The following is a 2,145-nucleotide window of genomic DNA, read 5'->3' as shown; positions in this document are numbered from 1 at the left end:
GCTACTCCGCGGTCTTGAGGCAGCGGTCCAGCTTGTCGAGGGTCAGCGGCTGCCGGCGCAGCGGCTCGGAGGCGTCCAGCGCCGTGGTGTGGAGGCCGCCGAGGAACAGCTCCAGCTGCCGGCCGGTGATCAGCTCGTTCAGCTCGGCGCCGATGACGGGCAGCGGGCGGGACAGCTTGATGACGCCGAGCCAGATGTCGATGGGGTTGATGCCCTGGCGCAGCCGCCCCTCCTGCTGGGCGGTGCGGGTGAGCTGCTCCATCTGCTCGAAGAGCTGGTCGCGTCGCGCCTTGAGCGTTCCCCCCTCGCTGCGCGCGTCCTCCTCCAGGCCGGGGAGCAGCACCGGCATGAGGACGCTGAGCCGCGACTCCACCAGGCGGCGGATGAGCTGCGCCAGCGCGCCCCAGGCGTCGGGGTGCGCGGTGGTGGCGCGGTCCAGTTCCTCACCGACCAGGGTCAGGGTGTCCAGGGCGACCTGCTGGACGAGCGTGTGGCGGTCGGGGAAGCGGCGGTAGAGGGTGGCGATGCCGATGCCGGCGCGGCGGGCGATCTCCTCCAGCGGCGCATGGATGCCCTGCTCGAGGAAGATCTCGCGGGCCGTGATGATGATCTGCTCGCGGTTGCGGCGGGCGTCGGCCCGCAGCCGGGTCGGGTTCTCGGTCAACCGGTACCCATCTCCTTGAGATGTGGAGGGAGTCCCTTCGATTGTGTTAGCTTACCCTCAGCAGAAAGCGAAGGATTACCCTCCGTTTATTGAGGAGAGGCTGATGCCCCAGACCACGACTCCTGACAGCCGGAGCTTCCCGCTCCGGCGGCAATGCCCGTTCGCCCCACCGCCGGAGTACGACCGGCTGCGCGCCGAGGAACCTGTCTCCAAGGTGCGGCTGCCCACCGGCGGCACCGCCTGGCTGGTGACCCGGTATGAGGATGTCCGGACCGTGCTGAGCAGCCCGGCGTTCAGCGCCGACGGCACCCGCCCCGGCTTCCCCACGCTTCTGCCCGGGCAGGCACAGGTCCTGCAGCGGCCACCGTTCATCCGGATGGACCCGCCACAGCACAGCTTCTACCGGCGCATGCTCATCCAGGAGTTCACCCTCAAGCGCATCAAGACGATGCGGCCCGGCATCCAGGCCACGGTGAACCGGCTGCTCGACGACCTGCTCGCCATGACCCCGCCGGTCGACCTGGTCGAGGCGTTCGCGCTCCCCGTCTCATCGCTGGTGATCTGCCAGCTGCTCGCAGTGCCCTACGACGACCACGAGTTCTTCCAGAGCAGGAGCAAGGTCGGCGTGTCAGGGACGAGCACCGCGGAGCAGTTCGCGGCCGCGTTGGGTGAGCTGCGCGCCTACATGGACGGCCTGATCACCCGCAAGCAACACGAGCCCGCCGACGACCTGCTGAGCAAGCTGGTCACCGAGCACCTGGAGCCCGCCGGCGAGCTCCGCCGCGATGAACTGCTCATGATGTGCCTGATGCTGCTCAACGCCGGCCACGAGACCACCGCGAACATGATCTCACTGGGCACCGTGGCGCTGCTGGAGCACCCCGACCAGCTCGCCGCCCTTCGGGACAACCCCGAGCTGCTCCCCGACACCATCGAAGAGCTGCTGCGCTACCTCAGCATCGCCGACCTCGTCACCACCCGGATCGCGGCCGAGGACACCGAGCTCAGCGGCATGGCGATCCGCGCGGGCGAGGGGGTCTTCGCCCTGCTGGCCGCGGCCGACTGGGACCCCGCAGTGTTCCCCGAGCCCGAACGGCTCGACGTTCACCGCGGCAACCGGCACCACGTCGCCTTCGGCTACGGCGTGCACCAGTGCCTCGGGCAGAACCTCGCCCGGGCGGAGCTGGAGATCGCCTTCTCCACCCTGTTCAGGCGCATCCCCACCCTGCAAGTCGCCGTGCCGGTGGACGATCTGCCCTACAAGCACGGCAATCTCGCGTACGGCATCCACGAGTTGCCCGTCACCTGGTAGGCCGAGCATGCGGATCACCGCGGACACCACCGCCTGCATCAGCGCCGGCATGTGCACGCTCACCGCGCCAGAGGTCTTCGACCAGGAGGACGACGACGGACTGGTCGCGGTACTCCGCCCTGAGCCCCCCGAGGAGCTGCGCGAGGCCGCAGCCGCGGCTGTCCGGCTG

At 69.5% G+C, this 2,145-nt stretch carries 3 protein-coding genes; 2 read left to right on the top strand and 1 reads right to left on the bottom strand.

All coding sequences use genetic code 11. The features are described 5' to 3' along the window. Position 1 precedes the first annotated feature (1 nt). Positions 2–664 (bottom strand): TetR/AcrR family transcriptional regulator, encoded by a 663-nt coding sequence (locus ID574_RS59185; protein ID WP_188197856.1) that lies wholly within the window; start codon positions 662–664, stop codon positions 2–4. 103 nt (positions 665–767) lie between these two features. Here ID574_RS59185 and ID574_RS59180 point away from each other — a divergent pair, with 103 nt between their 5' ends. Together ID574_RS59180 and ID574_RS59175 are read left to right on the top strand one after the other, a co-directional pair. Next, positions 768–1,976, top strand: coding sequence for a cytochrome P450 (locus ID574_RS59180; RefSeq protein WP_188197855.1), 1,209 nt, complete (start codon positions 768–770; stop codon positions 1,974–1,976). Positions 1,977–1,983: 7 nt separating this feature from the next. Then, on the top strand, positions 1,984–2,145 hold a 162-nt coding region (locus ID574_RS59175; protein WP_188197854.1), incomplete at its 3' end, for a ferredoxin.

The organism is Nonomuraea sp. SYSU D8015 (assembly GCF_008065375.1).
Lineage (GTDB): Bacteria > Actinomycetota > Actinomycetes > Streptosporangiales > Streptosporangiaceae > Nonomuraea.
Note: the sequence above shows the minus strand (reverse complement) of the source record. Positions and strands in the feature narration are given on the sequence as shown.